18 protein-coding genes are annotated in these 12,186 nt (G+C 57.7%); 11 read left to right on the top strand and 7 right to left on the bottom strand.

Annotated features, from left to right (window positions below):
* The first annotated feature begins 351 nt into the window (after positions 1 to 351).
* The 6 genes from CJ255_RS18975 to CJ255_RS18950 all read left to right on the top strand — a co-directional run bounded on the left by CJ255_RS18975 (position 352) and on the right by CJ255_RS18950 (position 5,265).
* Positions 352 to 1,020, top strand: coding sequence for a hypothetical protein (locus CJ255_RS18975; RefSeq protein ID WP_124682015.1), 669 nt, complete (start codon positions 352 to 354; stop codon positions 1,018 to 1,020).
* The gene (locus tag CJ255_RS18970; RefSeq protein ID WP_124682014.1) at positions 1,020 to 2,027 is read left to right on the top strand and encodes a hypothetical protein; all 1,008 of its coding nucleotides are present in this window, start codon (positions 1,020 to 1,022) and stop codon (positions 2,025 to 2,027) included. Before CJ255_RS18975 ends, CJ255_RS18970 begins: the two co-directional genes overlap by 1 nt.
* A 134-nt stretch (positions 2,028 to 2,161) precedes the next feature.
* On the top strand, positions 2,162 to 2,512 hold the full coding sequence (locus tag CJ255_RS18965; RefSeq protein WP_124682013.1) for a hypothetical protein: 351 nt from the start codon (positions 2,162 to 2,164) through the stop codon (positions 2,510 to 2,512).
* A 198-nt stretch (positions 2,513 to 2,710) separates the two neighbouring features.
* Positions 2,711 to 3,073: a hypothetical protein gene (locus CJ255_RS18960; protein ID WP_124682012.1), complete on the top strand. Its 363-nt coding sequence runs from the start codon at positions 2,711 to 2,713 to the stop codon at positions 3,071 to 3,073.
* Positions 3,070 to 3,588 (top strand): HNH endonuclease, encoded by a 519-nt coding sequence (locus tag CJ255_RS18955; RefSeq protein WP_097645659.1) that lies wholly within the window; start codon positions 3,070 to 3,072, stop codon positions 3,586 to 3,588. The genes CJ255_RS18960 and CJ255_RS18955 overlap by 4 nt, the downstream gene beginning before the upstream one ends.
* An 87-nt stretch (positions 3,589 to 3,675) precedes the next feature.
* Positions 3,676 to 5,265, top strand: coding sequence for a hypothetical protein (locus CJ255_RS18950; RefSeq protein WP_097645658.1), 1,590 nt, complete (start codon positions 3,676 to 3,678; stop codon positions 5,263 to 5,265).
* 213 nt (positions 5,266 to 5,478) lie between these two features.
* Here the strand turns inward: CJ255_RS18950 and CJ255_RS18945 are convergent, their stop codons facing one another.
* The 4 genes from CJ255_RS18945 to CJ255_RS18930 form a co-directional block, all read right to left on the bottom strand.
* The gene (locus tag CJ255_RS18945; protein WP_245863581.1) at positions 5,479 to 5,799 is read right to left on the bottom strand and encodes a DUF2442 domain-containing protein; all 321 of its coding nucleotides are present in this window, start codon (positions 5,797 to 5,799) and stop codon (positions 5,479 to 5,481) included.
* Positions 5,756 to 6,010, bottom strand: a complete 255-nt coding sequence (locus CJ255_RS18940; RefSeq protein ID WP_097645657.1) for a DUF4160 domain-containing protein — start codon at positions 6,008 to 6,010, stop codon at positions 5,756 to 5,758. The genes CJ255_RS18945 and CJ255_RS18940 overlap by 44 nt, the downstream gene beginning before the upstream one ends.
* A gap of 94 nt (positions 6,011 to 6,104) precedes the next feature.
* Positions 6,105 to 6,953, bottom strand: a complete 849-nt coding sequence (locus CJ255_RS18935; protein ID WP_165774806.1) for an HNH endonuclease — start codon at positions 6,951 to 6,953, stop codon at positions 6,105 to 6,107.
* 189 nt (positions 6,954 to 7,142) lie between these two features.
* On the bottom strand, positions 7,143 to 7,379 hold the full coding sequence (locus tag CJ255_RS18930) for a DUF433 domain-containing protein (protein ID WP_097645655.1): 237 nt from the start codon (positions 7,377 to 7,379) through the stop codon (positions 7,143 to 7,145).
* A gap of 124 nt (positions 7,380 to 7,503) precedes the next feature.
* On the opposite strand from CJ255_RS18930, the gene CJ255_RS18925 reads away from it, so the two are divergent.
* Positions 7,504 to 8,304 carry a putative type IV secretion/conjugal transfer ATPase gene (locus CJ255_RS18925; RefSeq protein WP_097645654.1) on the top strand — a complete coding sequence of 267 codons (801 nt, stop codon included), beginning with the start codon at positions 7,504 to 7,506 and terminating at the stop codon, positions 8,302 to 8,304.
* Here CJ255_RS18925 and CJ255_RS18920 read toward each other — a convergent pair.
* From CJ255_RS18920 to CJ255_RS18915, 3 genes are all read right to left on the bottom strand, one after another.
* Entirely contained in the window at positions 8,246 to 8,560 is a 315-nt protein-coding gene (locus CJ255_RS18920; RefSeq protein WP_097645653.1) for a DUF2442 domain-containing protein, read from the bottom strand. The genes CJ255_RS18925 and CJ255_RS18920 overlap by 59 nt on opposite strands.
* Before the next feature lie 140 nt (positions 8,561 to 8,700).
* Positions 8,701 to 9,036, bottom strand: coding sequence for an MAE_28990/MAE_18760 family HEPN-like nuclease (locus CJ255_RS24960; RefSeq protein ID WP_165774805.1), 336 nt, complete (start codon positions 9,034 to 9,036; stop codon positions 8,701 to 8,703).
* Positions 8,988 to 9,314: a DUF262 domain-containing protein gene (locus CJ255_RS18915; protein ID WP_217352492.1), complete on the bottom strand. Its 327-nt coding sequence runs from the start codon at positions 9,312 to 9,314 to the stop codon at positions 8,988 to 8,990. The genes CJ255_RS24960 and CJ255_RS18915 overlap by 49 nt, the downstream gene beginning before the upstream one ends.
* A gap of 67 nt (positions 9,315 to 9,381) precedes the next feature.
* On the opposite strand from CJ255_RS18915, the gene CJ255_RS18910 reads away from it, so the two are divergent.
* The 4 genes from CJ255_RS18910 to CJ255_RS18900 all read left to right on the top strand — a co-directional run bounded on the left by CJ255_RS18910 (position 9,382) and on the right by CJ255_RS18900 (position 11,802).
* Positions 9,382 to 9,726 (top strand): hypothetical protein, encoded by a 345-nt coding sequence (locus tag CJ255_RS18910; protein ID WP_097645652.1) that lies wholly within the window; start codon positions 9,382 to 9,384, stop codon positions 9,724 to 9,726.
* A complete protein-coding gene (locus tag CJ255_RS18905) occupies positions 9,723 to 10,283 on the top strand; it encodes a hypothetical protein (protein WP_097645651.1) in 561 nt (186 codons plus the stop codon). Before CJ255_RS18910 ends, CJ255_RS18905 begins: the two co-directional genes overlap by 4 nt.
* 160 nt (positions 10,284 to 10,443) lie before the next feature.
* Complete coding sequence (locus tag CJ255_RS23015; RefSeq protein ID WP_124682011.1) at positions 10,444 to 10,659, top strand: hypothetical protein; 216 nt, start codon at positions 10,444 to 10,446, stop codon at positions 10,657 to 10,659.
* Between the two features lie 480 nt (positions 10,660 to 11,139).
* Positions 11,140 to 11,802 (top strand): hypothetical protein, encoded by a 663-nt coding sequence (locus tag CJ255_RS18900; RefSeq protein WP_097645650.1) that lies wholly within the window; start codon positions 11,140 to 11,142, stop codon positions 11,800 to 11,802.
* Positions 11,803 to 12,186 lie beyond the last annotated feature (384 nt).

Below are 12,186 nucleotides of genomic sequence, written 5' to 3'. Positions count from 1 at the left end.
ATGAAGGATGAAGGATGAAGGATGAAGGATGAAGGATGAAGGATGAAGGATGAAGGATGAAGGATGAAGGATGAAGGATGAAGGGGGTAAAGACTCTTTTGTTTTACCGCGAAGCGAGCGAAGAGAACGAAGGACGCGAAGATTCGAGCATGTGGGACAAAGCCATCGCGTTTCTTCGCGCCCTTCGCGCTGAAACGTGAGCGTACGCTGTCGTCATGATCGCGTCAAGATGATGTTTCTTTGAACGGATACTGCCCGGTCTTCGCGTCCTTCGCGTCCTTCGCGCTCTTCGCGGTGAAACAGACGATTCTCTCGATCACAGGAATGACGTTTGCGCCCTTGTAAGGAGACATGATGCGCTGGTTCTTCATCGGTATGTTGAGCTTGCTGGTTGTCATCAGCGGCTCTGCTGCGCCCGCATGGGCCGACAGCACGCCGGATCTTGTCGTGGTGGTTACGGATTTTGCGCTGCACCCGCTTGCGGGCGTGACGGTGATCGTGCGCGAGGGGGCGCAGGAGATCGTGGGGGTGACCGATGCTCAGGGGCGTGCCGAGATCGTGGGTGTAACGCAGGAGCATGTGCGGGTCGAGCTGCGCGGCTTCATCCACGGCATCCCGCTCACGCACCCTGGTGACGATGCCTATGGCATCCGCATCACGCGGAGGGCAGGGACGGTCGCGGTGGAACTCGTCGTGGATGGCGCGAACGGGCAGGTCTTTCCGGCAGCCAGCATGTTTGCCCTTGAGCCGATCTTCCTTCCTGAATATCCCACGATTTCCGCCGATGCGCCGGGATTGCTGGTGGGGTTGCCCACGGCGGACGCGGTGACGTCCTCCCTGCAGTTCCCAGAAGATCCAACCCTTGCCGACACGTTGTGGGACGCCACGATGGATGTGCCGCGCCCGCAGCATCCAGCGGAAGAGACGGGATGGCCTTGGGGTGAGATCGTGCGCGGGGTTGGAGCTTTTCTCTTTTTGGTGATCTTCCTTGTGACCGTATTCGCTTGGAGTAATCGGTAATGGCGGTACTCAGGCACATCCTGCATTGGTGCGTGCGCGCCCGATCCCTGTGTGCGGCAAGTGTGGCCATCCTGCTTGCCGTGGGGTTTGGCTCGTCGCGTGCCTTCGCGTGCGGCCAGTGGAACCCCACCGAGGCGATGAGTTGCGAAATGGATGGGCTGACCTATACCGCCTATGAATCGGCGGCGTCGGCGGCGTGGAGCATCAACCGCATCATGCTCATCACCGCCTATCAGCTCGACGCGATTCGGGCCAATGTGATCGAGGTCGCCTTCTTGGGAGCCTTTACGGCGCTGACCAGCAGGATCAGCCCGCTCATTGTCCCCATTGCGTCTTTGGCCATTCTGGCATTTGCCTTTGCGCTGATGCTCTTTCCGCTCACCGGCGGAACGAACCCCTTCAACCTGCGCCACATCCTGGTCTGGACGCTGGTTGGGCCGATCCTGCTGAGCCATATGGGGCAGTGGCTGATTGACCTCGAAGTGGTTCGGATGGAGATTGGCACGGTGCTATTTGATGCGTCGGCCAGCGCCAATCTCAATACCACCTTGGGTTCGCCGGGGGCGGGTGGCGACTTTGGGGCCATCCCGACCCTCTACCCCTCCGTGTGCGGTGGCGCGTCGTTTGACCGCCACAGCGGGGGGACGGGGCAACGCATTGATGAACTGGTGGCCGGCTACCTCTTCGCCACCGCCACCGACATCCATTGCCCCCATCAGGAACCGTGGGCGGGTCGCCTGCCGAGCGGCTACTACCAACGCAGTCCGACGCCCTACGCGGTGCAGGCGGGCGTGCGCGGCATGACGACGGAATCCGAGCGGCGCAGCCAGATCGCCGCGACCGACGCGGGGATGCAGCGTCAATTCGTGGGCCTGTTGCCGACGGCATTGTCCATGATTTTCTTCCTACGAAGAGGCTTTTTTGACGCAAGGGCGCAAAGGCGCAAAGCTTCTGATGTCGTGCGTTGTGCCGACCCTTGCTGCGGCAATGTGGGCGGGTATTGGTGAGCATGGCCCCATACCGTTCGCATAAGCTTGCACAAAGGCGCACAGCCGCAAAGTTACTACCGCTGAAAACGGCGCGCCCTTGCGTCCTTGCGCCTTTGCGCCTTTGCGTCAAGAAACCCATCTTATGAGATGTATTGGGGTCGGTCGTAGGGCGCTCGAAGGTGGGATCGGCAGCCGCCTACGCCGTTGGCGCACTGACCGGCAAAAACGCCTCGAACAGTGATGCGCTGGCCGGCGTGCAGACGGGCGAAGCCGCCACGCGGGGCTTCCGAGCGGCCAATGCCCAATTGCGGGCGAACGCACCACGGGCGCGGCAGCACCACGAGGAGCGGGCGCAGGAACGCGCCGTTGCCAAGGACGTAGGGCAGGGACTCGCCGTTGCCGAGCAGCGCGAGCAGACGAACGCGGACGGCACGGTGCGCCCAGCGGTAGCGCATGAGGCGAGCGCCGTGGCACGGGCGGCGCGGCGCGGCCCAGCGCGTTAGGGCTACGTCAAAGTCACCTCCGGTGAGGGTTTGGGGGAGGCGAAGCCTCTCCCGAAGACCTTTCTTTCGTTTTGGCGGTTTCGCCGCCAAAACGAAAGAAAAAAGAGGGTTTGGGGCGCAACCCCAATGACTTTGACTGGCCCTACAGTCCGTGACAACACGCTATGCTGAGTGCAAGCGGTGTGCTACAATGACCGCATGATGTGGGATGCAGAGAAACAACACCACTTTGATCAGCTACGCCAGCGGGCGCTGACAGAGACGCTGAGCGGCGAGGAAGCACGCGAACTTGAGGAGATGCTCGCTGCTCTTGAAGCAGTTGAGCAATCCTACCTTGCGCCAGCTCTCGCACGGATGGACGTTGACCTGCATCAGCGCGAAGAGCAACTCACCATGCTCCAAACGCGCAATGAAGAGCTTGCTCTCTTGGCTCAGCAGCACGCACAACTGCTCAGTGAAGCAAAGAAATGGCTGGACTCATTTGAGCAGCGCCGTCTGATCTTGCAAGATCGCTACACCCGCCTCACGCAACCGCTTGCCCCCTCCAAGGCGCGAGGATGAGCCCCACGCCTGAAGTGCGCGCCCTCGTCCGCAAACGCGCCCAAGGACGTTGCGGCTATTGCGGGGTTTCCGAGCTTGATGTCGGTCACGAGCTTGAGGTTGATCACTACCGACCACGCGCTCATGGTGGCGACGACACGCTGGACAACCTTGTCTATACCTGCACGCCATGTAACCGCTTCAAGGGTGCCTATTGGCCTTCAGACAGCGCTTCAGATGATGTGCGCCTGCTCAATCCCAACCAAGATCAGTGTCATGAACATCTTGTCGAGGCGATCAATGGCAGGCTCGTAGGGCTTACCGCCCGTGGGTGGTTTCACATCAACTGGCTGCATCTCAACCGACCACTGCTCGTTGCCTTCCGCCAACGGCAACAACGCATGCGCCTGCTCGCCGAGGCAATGCTACAGGCCCAAGCAACCACCGCAGCTCTGCAATCGCGCGTTGATCTGCTCGAACGTGAATTGGCTCATCTTAGGGCGGTTGTGGCAGAACGTATAGCTGAAGCAGAATAGCAGCAATCTCTAGGGGTATCCTGATGCGCGCCTCCACAAAGCCTGAGGGGGCGTTTTTGATGCCATCTCAACGAAGAACTCCAGTCGTTGGGCGAGGCTGACCGCTTCGAGGCGGAAGAACGGCCTCAAGCGGTGCGTCTGCGCGAGATTGAGGCTGACCTCGCGGCGTCCCTCGATCCCGCCCTGCGTGCCGAGTTTGCCGACCTCTTTGCTATCCAACGCACCATCTTGGCCGAAGAGGATCGCACGCAGCAGACTCCGCCCCGCGAGGCCGCGACGCTGGATCGCGCTACCTACGATGCCCTGCTCGCGATCTGCTTAGGCGATCCGGAGAACAAGACGCCGGGGCGCGTTCCCTTCCACGGAACGTGGTATAGCGTGGATACAGCGGCCCTGCGTCGCACCCCCAAGGCGGCCAGTTTTGCCATGCGCGGCGGCCCCAAGCAAGGCCGGTTTGATCGTGGGTATCTTGTCCAGATAGGCGTGGGCCTGCTGGCCCTCGTGATTCTACTGGCCATCGCGTGGCGTCCCACCCAACGCCCGGCCACAGCGCACCTTGCGCCAGCCCCGTTGCTGGTGAATGGGTCTGCCACGAACCGTTGGATGCCCATTGTCCTCACGCTGCCTGCGGCGACGGGCGAGAGCATGATTTTCGCGGTGCAGCCGGTTGAGGCCAGCGCGTGGCCCGCCATCCCAGCATCCCCACAGACGGCAGGTTGGCGCGTGGATCTCGCGTGGCCGCTGGAACTCTGCCTCCCCCGTGCGGCCATGCCGCCTGCCGGAACGCAGGTGCAGATTCGTAGCGCCCACGGCGCGCCGGAGCGTACCTATCACCTTCGTGCGGCTCACGACACGACCGGACGCACCCCGCCTTCCCTGCGCCTTCGCGCCTGCGACGGGGATGTCATGCTCGTTGGGACACTCACCCAGACTCTGCCTGCGCCGCATGCCGCCTTGGGTGAGGCACAAGCCCTGCTTGACATGCCAAGCGTGGCGGTTGTCGAGATCGTTGCGCGGGGGCCAGCGGTGGATGCCGCCATTCCGGCGGGGCGGGTGCAGGTGGAGGTGGTGGTGCAGCAAGCCGCCACCGCCGACCACGCCGACCACGCCGATCCCCCCGCTGCGCTTGATTGGAGCGCCGTGCGCCCGGAACTCCTCTTGGCCACTGGCCAGACGACGGGCATGAGTGCGCCCCCGCAGCAGGAAGCAGCGGGCCGCATGCGCGTGCGTTTCTTGATCCCCACGATTGATGCACCGGTTGAGGCGCTCTGGCGCATCAGCGACCTCACCACCGGCGCCGTGCGTGACTGGCGGCTAACCATCCCTGTCCCGCCGACGCGGGAATCCTACCTGAGCGAGTGGTTGCGCGTCGAGCCACCCCAGGCCACGCAGCACGACGATGGGCGGCTTGATCTCACGCTGCTCCTTGCGACAACCGACGGCGCACCCCTCGCATTGCGTTACGAGGACATCCGCGTGACCCACGATGAGGCGTCGCTCCCGTTGCCCGCGATGACCCAAACAGACCTCACCGTTTCCGCTGACGAGCCGCTCACGGTGACGTGTACCGTCATCCCAGCGCGCGGTGCGGATGGCGATCTGACCGTCGCCATCGGGCATACCCGATACGCCATCGTCTTGCCAATACGCCACACCACCGGCGGAGGCATGCCATGAAAGGGGGTGATCACGATGAATCGCTAAGCCACGGTTCGTAGCTCCGTTACCGCTTGGCGTTGCACACCGCGTCCTGATGCGCTCAGGCTGAAACCTGAAACCAGACACCTGAAACCTGGTCTAAATTCAAGCGGTGCAGCGCAGCACAAAAACCCATGGATACTCGTTGCTCTGGTTATTTTTTACAGTATTCTGGTGTCTGTACGCCAGTTGTTAGCCCAAGCTGGCCTGCTTCCGTTGGGCGAGCCAGCGGGCAAAAGAAGCGGCACTTTCGGTTGATCGCTTACCCAAGAGCAACCCTTCGACGCCAATATCTTCGTCAAGCGCAGGCCAATGCAAGCCATGTCCCGCCCCGGCAATCTGGACATCGGCCCGTTCCTCGGGCGTACCATAAGCAAGCCGCGGATACCAACCGATAGGCACGGCAATCGTGCGCCCATCGGCCAGATCGACACTCAGCGTATCATCAGTCACCGTCACGGCAACCGCCTTAGGCGGCACCTGAACCACCGGCGCAGAAGGCATCCCAAGCATGGCGTAACTCCTTCACATGCTCACGCGCAAGGCGCTCGATCTCGCGCAACTCGCGCCGACTGTATCCGTGGTTGTCCGCGATGACAATATCTGGATCAAGCCAGAGTTTACAACTGAGTTGTTCGCGGTCAACGTGTACATGACGCGGCTCTTGGCAATCGTAGGCGTAAAAATAGAAACGATAGGGGCCAATGCGGAGGGCTGTTGGCATGGTTGGCTCATAGGTGTAAAGCAGTAACGTAGTTCTCTTACCGTTCAGAATGGACGTTGTCAGATTGCAAAGTTTGGTTATGGGGTATCAAGAATTATAAACCTGTTAATTCTCGATGAATATCAAGAGCATCTCTACTTGGTTTATCTTCTGTTCCTGGAGGAAAATGTAACTTCTCTCCTGAAAAGAGCTTGTACGGTGAATAATTCAATTTTGGAGAAAGTATAACTGACATATTGCTGGTATCTACTGCAATCAATCCAAGATCGAATAAGGTGTGAACATCTGCTCGTAACAGCAAGCCATTTGAAACATCAAAGGTTCCTCCTTTACTGTATGGTTCAATATGTGCTGCCTCAAGGATATCTGGAACATTTGGGCCTGTAACCAAACATATATTTCCGTATATCTTGAATAGATCTTCTCGAAACTTTTCTTGCCCTTGCCGCGAAGCAATTGCTTGCGCTATTCTCTTCTTAGCACTTTCTAAGCTCTTTGGTTTACTTATCTTAACTCGTTCTTGATCGACGTGCGTGGTAATACTGACGTCAATGCCGTTGTTATTTACTGGATTGCGTGGACGTCGCTTTGAGTATTTTGAAGGAGGTATTTTTCTGGTTTCATGAAATCTCCAACCTCTTTCTGTTAATTCTAAAAACATATCAGATCGAAAATTCCAATTTTCCCAAACTATAGCTACTGATCTAGGATAATTCAAGCGATCGTAACTTTTTACATGCAATATCCCCTCATCTTGCCAGTGACGTAGCGTTGCCAAAGGTTTTTCAAAGTGTATTTTTTCTTCTGATTGTGTATTTTGAATAGTATAAATATTTCTGATTTTCAACTCTAAATAACGAAGGGAAATGTTTTTATTATTTGCTATGTAATCCAGCATTTTTAATTCTTGCTCTTGCGCCTTTTTTTGTTGATGTTGAGACATAACAAATCCTTTCATAAACAACTAAGTGAATACCGTCGCTACCACATCGGATCAACCATAAATCTGAACCTCAGTTATTGACCCTATACGGTATGCTTGCGTTGGGCAAACCAGTGGACGAAAGAAGCGGATCTTTCGGTTGGTCTCTTGCCCAAGAGCAGTCATTCAATCACACATAGGCAAGCAGATTCATGCCGCTCTATCCGCGATGGGGCAGATGATGTCTGAGCGAAGTGTGGCGGCGGCAAAGGCAAAGGCAGCAAAGATTGCCTCTTTGGTCAGGCGTGGGTGAGCTTCAAGCATGTGGTCAATCGTCTCGCCCGCTGCAAAACGGTCGAGAATGGATTCAACGGTGATGCGGGTTCCAGTGATAACGGGTTTTCCCATCATAATTTTTGGATCTGAAGTGATTAATGTATTCTTCATGATCTTTACTCCTTCGGGGTGTGACTAACACCCGCGCACGCTTCGCTGCCATTGTACCACAGGGGCTCGCCGCCAAGCGGAGTTTGCCTTCCAAGCGGCCCGCGCCGCGACGCGCAACACCCAGGTGAAGGATACGCGCAGCGAAGATAAGCTCGTGGATGCCGAGCGGGTGATGCGCGAGATTCGCACTCAATCCTTGCATCAGGTGCAGATCGCCATCCTCGTCGAAGGGAGCAGTGCTGACGAGGTGCGGGCGCGGCGCGCCGCCGTGCGCGACCTCTTTGGCGGCACGCTGCGCTGCGAGGCGGTGCGCGGTTCGCAGGCGGAATTGCTCAAGCTCTTCACCACTATTCCGTCCCACCGGATCGATGCCGCATGGGGCCGTGTCTCGATGCTCTCCCACGGTGTCGGCTGCCTCTTTGGGATGACCAGTTTCTACCGCTCGCGCCACACCGACGGCCCCTTCTGGGGCATTGATGCCTATCGCCATGCGCCGCTGTTTTACCACCTCTTCGCGGGCGGCAAAGCGGGGCATACGGTCGTCTTGGGGCAGACCGGCTCCGGCAAGACCTTCTTCCTCAACGTGATGACCATGCGGATTGCGGCGACGATGGGCTGGCGGGTGATCTGGATCGACTCGGAGAACAACGGAGTGCGGTTAGAACGGGCCTGCGGCGACGGCTGCCGCCGCTACCCTATCGACCCGGCGACCCGCCTTAATGTCTTGGATCTGGTCTATGGCGAGGATGACGGCCCGAATTGGCGCTACAGCCAGATCGAGTATGTCATCTCCTCGCTGGCCATGCTCTTCGGCACCCCCGACGCGAGCGGGGGCGAGGTGCGCGGGCTGACGCCGGTTGTTGATCCTACACGGCATGCTTGCGTTGGGCAAGCCATCGCGCAAAAGAACTTGCACTTTCTGTAGATCTTTTTCCCAGAAGCAATCCTTCTACGCCAATATCTTCATCTAACGCAGGCCAATGCAGGCCATGTCCTGCCCCAGCAATCTGAACATTCACCCGTTCATCGGGTGTACCATAGGCAAGCCGCGGATACCAACCGATAGGCACGGCAATCGTGCGCCCATCGGCTAGATCAACGCTCAATGTATCATCAGTCACCGTCACGGCAACCGCCTTAGGCGGTGCCTGAACCACCAGCGCAGAAGGCATCCCAGGCATGGCGTAACTCCTTTCAACCTACGCCAAACTCTACTCCCACTACGGCCTCACCCCCGAAGACATCAAGGGCATGGAGGCACTCCACCACCAATACGCCGTCACCCTCGGCCCCAACCGCGAGCAACTCGTCAGGTAAGAAATCAAGGAATCGATCTCGATTTATGGCACAATATCATGATCAAAGAATACTCAAGAACAAGAACTTTATTACGAAATTCTATTAGTTCAGTATCCGACAAGCTATTTATCGATGTAGATCCATGAGCAATGTCGTTTCTATTTTGCAGAAGTGAATCAAGAAACGATTTCCAAAGGGTACGAGATCCATCGCCAGTATTCGCTTGCGGCTCTGCTATACCAAATAAAGAGAGATCAAAGCTATACGGATAAATCTGAGCAGAAGAAAGAACATGAATTCTTAACTCATTCAATAACTGGTCAATATCTGATTTTGCATTACTAAACACAACATCCATTTTAGAATTATTGAGCCAAGAAAAAAAGTTGCGAACACCAAATCTTGTGATAAGTAAATGAGTGGGATAGGGATATTAAGGATTAAACTCTCAATAAGTCGAGAAGAAGTTTCTAAGTTCCAGCGATGCCTTCTTTGATACTCTGGATCAAGTTTAATAATACCTTTACCGATCTTTTTGACAATGGTTTCTAAATCATATTCGATATTTTGAGTCTTAACAGTACGCTCACGAGCTTTTTGTTGCAGGTCTGTTAAATTTTGCTTTAGCGTTACCATATTGTTTCTCCTAGTGCATTCTTAGCTTTCTAAATTATATCAGTAGTACCACGAAAGAGCAACCAACATGGCAAACGTAGAGCGCCTCATCGAAGCCATCCTCCTTGACGAAGAGATTATGGCGCACCCCTCACTCCCCGGCCTGACCCGCGCCCGCTTGCGTGAAGCCGCCGCTCGCGCCGGTTTCGACCCGCATCGCTTTGGCCGCTTCTCAGCAGCCCTCATGCTCTGGTTCACCCGTGCGGGCGTGATCGTACCAGAGGAGACCCCGTCGGCCACCGCATGGGCGCGGCCAATCCCGCTGAGCAGCGACGACCGCGCCACGCTCCGCAGCCTCCTCACCGCCGTGTCGCCACCCGATGGTGAGGCCGTAGCACACGCCCGTAGCGAAGCAAAAGGAATGACGCGATGAACTACGCACGCAAACGCCCTATCGCCTACGCCGCACTCAAGCCTGCGCTCACGATCTTACGCGCCGCCATCGACGGCGAATCGCCCCTCGGTTCCCCGCCAACGAACATCCTGCGCCGCGACTCCACCAGCACCCCGGAACAGGTTGAACTCCCACCATCCGCTGCCGCCCCTGCGCCCCCCGCGTGGCCTCCGCTGCCCCTCGACGGGGGCCGTACCCTCGCGCCAATTGATGTTGGACGCGCCATGCTGCTGCTCGTCACCGACACCGAGGTCGCAGGCTACGAAGCGAGCGACGGATTTACCCCAGGCCGCCTGCGCGAGGTACTCAAACGCGCTGGCCTCAACGACGCCAACATCGGACGAGCAGCGCCCTTTCTCAGCCTCTGGCTCGACGCCGCCGCCATCCTCGCCCCCCCAACCAACCCCAATCGCCCGTGGGACGCCCCACGCCACTACACCATCCGTGATCTCGACGCCATCCAAGCGCGCATTCACGCCACCCCGCCCCCTACCCCAGAGGAGGTGGTGGAGACGAAGCGATTGGGGTTGAAGTAGGAGGGATGAGGGATGAGGGAGGAAGGAGGAGGGAGGAGGGAGGAGGGAGGAGCGAAGCCTATGAAGATACTGCTGGTTTATGCATGCGCGCGCGCTCCCAGGGGAATAAACCAGCAGTATCTATGAAGTTAAGCCGACGAGCAAGGTTCGTAGTAGGCGCTTGAGCGTCGTCCAAGGGCTGGTTACGGCGCTCAAGCGCCTACTCCCAGCGGATTCCGGGGCTTTACCAAGCTTACATTCATCCGCCGCCCACCCGATCACCGCGCCACGTTTGGGCATCGTTTGGGCATCGTTTGGGCATCGTTTGGGGATCGTTTGGGCATCGTTTGGGGCGGCTTGGCCCGTGCTGATGCGGAAGCCCCAACGCGGCCCGTAGCGGGGGCCGAGATCAATAGGGCGAAAGCCTTCCTTATCACACCATCCCGCAGAAAGGGGGTGATGCTTCCAGCAAACCAAAACCCTGAACACCAGTGATGAGTGGCGAGTGACGAGTGACAAGAAGCGTATGCCGCAGAGCAATACGGTCTGACATGATTCGTCATGCAGCCTACTCAATGGCAATTGGGATAGCGCGATCTTTGATACCCAAGGGGTAGCGGTACACCCAATATCCAATATCCAGTATCCAGTATCCAGTATCCAGTAGGGACTTGTGCTAGTTCTTTTTTTTGCCGCATCAGAACGCGGAGTAGCAAAAATGGCTTAACAGTGCGCTAGATCGCTGACCGCATCACAGAGCCAGCGGCGATTTTAACTAGCACAACCCCCCAGTATCCAGTATCCAGTATCCAGTATCCAGTATCCAGTATCCAGTATCCAGTATCCAGTATCCAATATCCAACGAAAGGACTTCCCCATGACCACCCATCAACCCTTCCCGAAAAACCGGGTCATCCTCTACGGCGTTGTTGACCGGCGCAACGACCGCGATACCAAAAAGGCATCCCCTGACATTCGCCGCTACCGCAACCCCACCGGCGGTGCCGACTACACCGTCAGTCTCCAGGTCGCCTCCCCCTATGGGGGAAGCTACAAGATCGAGGTCAACGTGGGCCCGGTGAAGGGGGCCGAGATCTTTGCCTCCTGCCCTGCCGACCAGCCAGTGATCCTCACCGGCCACCTGACGCGCATGCCCGAAGTGGATCGGCGCTTCCGCGAGTACGACGCCAACCGCGTTGTCGAGGGCATCTTCTACCAAGATGTCGAGGTGCGGGTCGAAGCGGTTCGTCTGCCGACCGAGACCGACCCGACGGGCACCGGCTCGAACATCGCCCTCGAAGGCGAGGTGGTCGAGCCGCCCATCTTTATGCGCCACCCCGACATCCCCGACCTCGAACTGGCGCGTGTCGGCCTCCGCGCCCGCACCCAAGCCATGACCGACGCAACCGGGCAGATTCTGCCCGCCCGCGCATGCCTCGTCACCGTGGTGATCCCCGTGGATGACGAGGATGCCGCCCTCCTCTACCGTCGCGGCAACCGCCTCCAGATCCGGGGTGCCTTGGAGCGCCTTGACGAGTGATAAGTGATAAGTGACGAGTGACGAGTGATAAGTGACAATAGCGCAAAATTCACCCTGCAACGAGTACCCATGGATGTTTGGGCTATCCTGCACAGCTTGGTTTTACCGCGAAGAGAACGAAGCACGCGAAGATCGCGAAGTGAGGGCAACTGCATGGGTATTCATGCCCGATCTTCGTGTGCTTCGCGCCCTTCGCGTACTTCGCGGTGAAATGTACGATTCTCTCGGTCACAGGGAGACTTTTGCACTATTGCGCTAAGATAAGGTTTCAGAAACGGCCTTTCACCTTTACAGTTGGAGTGCCGACTTTAGTCGGCATCTAACGGCAACCTGCGGTCTCAGCCGACTAAAGTCGGCACTCCGTCGGAGACCAAACTGTAAAGT

It is taken from the genome of Candidatus Viridilinea mediisalina (assembly GCF_002532535.1).
Taxonomy (GTDB): domain Bacteria; phylum Chloroflexota; class Chloroflexia; order Chloroflexales; family Chloroflexaceae; genus Viridilinea; species Viridilinea mediisalina.
Note: the sequence above shows the minus strand (reverse complement) of the source record. Positions and strands in the feature narration are given on the sequence as shown.

Coding starts and splice junctions, on each gene's coding strand:
- CJ255_RS18975 (WP_124682015.1), top strand. CDS start 352: ATGATGCGCTGGTTCTTCATCGGTATGTTGAGCTTGCTGGTTGTCATC.
- CJ255_RS18920 (WP_097645653.1), bottom strand. CDS start 8,560: ATGCCTGGGATGCCTTCTGCGCTGGTGGTTCAGGCACCGCCTAAGGCG.
- CJ255_RS18940 (WP_097645657.1), bottom strand. CDS start 6,010: ATGCCAACAGCCCTCCGCATTGGCCCCTATCGTTTCTATTTTTACGCC.
- CJ255_RS18960 (WP_124682012.1), top strand. CDS start 2,711: ATGATGTGGGATGCAGAGAAACAACACCACTTTGATCAGCTACGCCAG.
- CJ255_RS18915 (WP_217352492.1), bottom strand. CDS start 9,314: ATGGTAACGCTAAAGCAAAATTTAACAGACCTGCAACAAAAAGCTCGT.
- CJ255_RS18955 (WP_097645659.1), top strand. CDS start 3,070: ATGAGCCCCACGCCTGAAGTGCGCGCCCTCGTCCGCAAACGCGCCCAA.
- CJ255_RS18905 (WP_097645651.1), top strand. CDS start 9,723: ATGAACTACGCACGCAAACGCCCTATCGCCTACGCCGCACTCAAGCCT.
- CJ255_RS18945 (WP_245863581.1), bottom strand. CDS start 5,799: ATGCTTGGGATGCCTTCTGCGCCGGTGGTTCAGGTGCCGCCTAAGGCG.
- CJ255_RS18910 (WP_097645652.1), top strand. CDS start 9,382: ATGGCAAACGTAGAGCGCCTCATCGAAGCCATCCTCCTTGACGAAGAG.
- CJ255_RS18970 (WP_124682014.1), top strand. CDS start 1,020: ATGGCGGTACTCAGGCACATCCTGCATTGGTGCGTGCGCGCCCGATCC.
- CJ255_RS18900 (WP_097645650.1), top strand. CDS start 11,140: ATGACCACCCATCAACCCTTCCCGAAAAACCGGGTCATCCTCTACGGC.
- CJ255_RS24960 (WP_165774805.1), bottom strand. CDS start 9,036: ATGGATGTTGTGTTTAGTAATGCAAAATCAGATATTGACCAGTTATTG.
- CJ255_RS18930 (WP_097645655.1), bottom strand. CDS start 7,379: ATGAAGAATACATTAATCACTTCAGATCCAAAAATTATGATGGGAAAA.
- CJ255_RS18935 (WP_165774806.1), bottom strand. CDS start 6,953: ATGTCTCAACATCAACAAAAAAAGGCGCAAGAGCAAGAATTAAAAATG.